The 3,026-nt window shown below is 75.8% G+C and carries 4 protein-coding genes; 1 reads left to right on the top strand and 3 read right to left on the bottom strand.

Features of this window, described 5'->3' with window-relative positions; genetic code table 11:
• On the top strand, positions 1 to 704 hold a 704-nt coding region (locus VR45_RS40240), incomplete at its 5' end, for a helix-turn-helix domain-containing protein (RefSeq protein ID WP_199926103.1).
• Here the strand turns inward: VR45_RS40240 and VR45_RS40245 are convergent.
• From VR45_RS40245 to VR45_RS47700, 3 genes are all read right to left on the bottom strand, one after another.
• Positions 683 to 1,363: a class I SAM-dependent methyltransferase gene (locus VR45_RS40245; RefSeq protein ID WP_045944934.1), complete on the bottom strand. Its 681-nt coding sequence runs from the start codon at positions 1,361 to 1,363 to the stop codon at positions 683 to 685. The two genes, VR45_RS40240 and VR45_RS40245, sit on opposite strands and share 22 nt — an antisense overlap.
• Before the next feature lie 89 nt (positions 1,364 to 1,452).
• Entirely contained in the window at positions 1,453 to 2,256 is an 804-nt protein-coding gene (locus tag VR45_RS40250; RefSeq protein ID WP_045944935.1) for a hypothetical protein, read from the bottom strand.
• 24 nt (positions 2,257 to 2,280) lie between these two features.
• Positions 2,281 to 2,883 (bottom strand): hypothetical protein, encoded by a 603-nt coding sequence (locus tag VR45_RS47700; protein ID WP_052709740.1) that lies wholly within the window; start codon positions 2,881 to 2,883, stop codon positions 2,281 to 2,283.
• Between the last annotated feature and the right edge of the window lie 143 nt (positions 2,884 to 3,026).

Below are 3,026 nucleotides of genomic sequence, written 5' to 3' on the forward strand. Positions count from 1 at the left end.
GGTACGCGCTGTACCGGGGACCGCTCGCGGACAGTCACGCCCACCGGCATGCGGCCTTCCAGGTCGCCTTCGCGCCCGGCACGGCCGACCCCGTGCCCACGGTGACGGCCACCGACGGGGACGGGGTGCGGCACCGCGGCGCCGCGCTGGTGGTGGCACCGATGGTGCGCCACCGGATGACGCCGGTCCGGGAGTTGGTGACCTACTTCATCGACCCGCACTGCGCGTTCGCCGACCGGCTGCGGACCCCCGGCGGCCGGGGCATCACGGTGGCGCCGCAGTGGCGCGGCCTGCGGGAGGAACAGGTCCGCCCCGCCGGGGCGCTGCCCTCGGCCCGGGTCGACCCCCGGCTGCGCGCGGCGATGGAGGCCGCCGGCGACTACGACGCCCTCCCGCTGGCCGGTCTGGCCGCACGGGTCGGGCTCTCCCCGCAGCGCCTGCGGGCGCTGGCGCAGGAGCAGTTGGGCCTGCCCCTGGCACGGTGGCGGATCTGGCGGCGACTGGCCCGCGCGGCCGACGCGCTGCGCGCGGGCAGCACGCCGGCCGAGGCCGCCCTCCTCGGCGGCTTCGCCGACCAGGCGCACTTCGGCCGCCGGATGCGGGAGATGACGGGGCTGACGCCCTCCGCGGTGCTCCCGGCCCTGCGTCCGGCCCCGCACCCGGCCCCGCGCCCCGTTGGCGGTCAGGGCCGACTGGCCACGTAGAGCGACAGGGAGCCGGTCAGCGTCGCGACGGTCTCGCTCTCCCGCACATTCTCGAAGCCCGCCTCCGCGATCAGCCGGGGCAGGACGCCGTCGGCATTGGGCTGGGTGTCCGCCTTGCCGTCGGCCAGTTGCACGACCCGGAACGCCAGCCGCATCGCGGCCGTGCGCTGCTTGCCGTAGTCGGCGATCACCAACTTGCCGCCGGGGCGCAGCGTCTCGTGCATCGCGGCCAGTACGGCGCGCTTCATCGGCACGGGGCACTGGTGCAGGACGAGGCTGGACACGACGGTGTCGGCCGTCCCGGCGCCCACGATCGCGGCCACGTCGTCGCCCATGCCGAGCCGCCATTCCGGAGTGCCGCCGCCGCGGGTGCCGCCCGGGACGGCACCCGCGGCGGCGGCCTTGCGCCGGGCCACCGCCAGGGCCTCCGGGTCGGGGTCGACACCGATCACGGTGGCGCGCGGTTCGACCCGGCTCAGGAGCACCGCCAGCGAGCCGGTGCCGCACCCGACGTCGACGACCACGTCCTCCGGCCGGGGCGCGACGTGCATGGCGACCAGGCTGCGCCACAGCCGCTCCCGGGTGAGGGCGACCACCGGGTCGTAGAGGCGGACCGGCGCGAAGCGTCCGGCGGCGGGGGTGAAACTGCGTTCGTTCATGGGCAGCAGTCTTGACGTGGCGTCAGTGCCGCGTCTTGAACGAATCGCTCGCCCGGGCGGCCGGGGCACGGCGGCCCCGGCCGCCGGGGTCAGTCCGCCGCGGCGAGCAGGCGCCGGAGCTGGGGCGTGACCAACTCCGGGCGCAGGGACGGGGCGTGGGCGGTGTCGTCGGCGGTCAGGAACAGCACCCGGTTGTCGCCCACGGCCGCCCAGAGGTACACCCGGGTGAATCCGCCGACCGAGGTGACCGCCCCGGTGGGGGTCCGCACCTGGAAGCCGACGGCCGGCACGTCGAGGCCCGGCCAGGGGACCGGTTCGACCGTCAACTGCACGCCACCGTTGCCGTTGTCGAGCCGGAGGCCGGTGCAACCACCCCCGGTCACCGCCGCCCGCAGCGCCTCGAAGCGTTCCCGGGACCGGCCGTCGGCGAGCCCGGCCACGTCGATCTGGGTCCGGTTGGCGAGCACGTTGTTCCCGGTGACGTACCAGCGGCGGACGGACTCGGCCGGTCGCTCGAACATCGCGCGGAGCACCGGCGCGCACTCGGGGTGCTGCTGGGCGGCCGCCTCCGCCTTCGGGTCCAGGGCGGTGGCCGTCGACGCGACGACGGGGGCCTCGGCGGTGCTGCCCGGCGGCAGGTCGGCGTCGGGCAGCAGTGCGGCGGCGAGCCGTTCCCCGGACAGGGCGGCGCTCGGGCGCCAGGCCGCCCCGGGTGCCGGGGCGGCCTGGTCGTCCCCGGCCGACGTGCTCGCGGCCGGGGACGGAGCCGGGGGCGCGGGCGCGGCCGGGGACGATGACGAGGTCGGTGACGAGGCGCAGCCCGCCGTGAGGGCGAGCAGCGCCAGGACCGCCGATGCGACCCGTGCGGTCGGTCCGGTCAAGAGGTTCCCCATTCGTCGTTCCCGGCTGTCCACCCGTCAGGAGTGGGCGCGCTCCCAGAGCTCGGTGACCTTGCCGGAGGCGTCGACGGCCACCTTGTAGTCGCCCGCCGAGCAGGGGTAGGAGCCCTTCTCGCTGTGCGGGGAGGCGAGGCACTCGTTGATGTGCTTGACGACACCGGCCAGGTCGACGTCCTTCGGGGCCGCCATCACCGAGCTGAGGTGCCCCTTGGCGGTGGGTACGAAGGCCGCCGTCCGGTCGGCGCCGACCGGTTCGAAGGACACGTCGTTGACGCCGCAGGCGTCCTTGGTGTCCCGGTAGGTGAGGGTGGTGGTGCTGGTCCCCTTCACCGGGTAGATCCACTTCTGGCCGGCGGGCAGCGGCACGTGGGTGCAGAAGCCCTCCGGCTCGTCGGAGGCGGGCGCGGTGGACGCGGCGGACCCGGCGGGCGCGGTGGTCGGCGCGGCGCCCTTGGTCGCGGGCGCGGTCGCGGGCGCACTGGCGGGCGCGGTGGCGGCGGCGGTCGGCGCGGTGGTGCCCTTGGCGCTCTGGTCGGGCGAGTTGTCCGGACCGCAGGCGGCCAGACCGAACGTGGCGGTCGCGACCAGAGCCGTGGCGAGCAGTCTCCTGGAAACGGGCATGACGAAGGAACCCCCGTGTAATGCATGATCAGATGGATGGTGCGGCGGACAGACTAGCGTCTTTCGCGGGCGAACCCTTCCGCCGCCGCGAACGCCGGGACGGACCCCTTCGGCGGACGGACCGCCCGTGGCAGGATCACGCC

The organism is Streptomyces sp. NRRL S-495, from assembly GCF_000966955.1.
Taxonomy (GTDB): domain Bacteria; phylum Actinomycetota; class Actinomycetes; order Streptomycetales; family Streptomycetaceae; genus Kitasatospora; species Kitasatospora purpeofusca.

Bases quoted from the DNA above. Each gene is read 5' to 3' on its own strand.
- VR45_RS47700 (WP_052709740.1), bottom strand. From the start codon at position 2,883: ATGCCCGTTTCCAGGAGACTGCTCGCCACGGCTCTGGTCGCGACCGCC.
- VR45_RS40245 (WP_045944934.1), bottom strand. From the start codon at position 1,363: ATGAACGAACGCAGTTTCACCCCCGCCGCCGGACGCTTCGCGCCGGTC.
- VR45_RS40250 (WP_045944935.1), bottom strand. From the start codon at position 2,256: ATGGGGAACCTCTTGACCGGACCGACCGCACGGGTCGCATCGGCGGTC.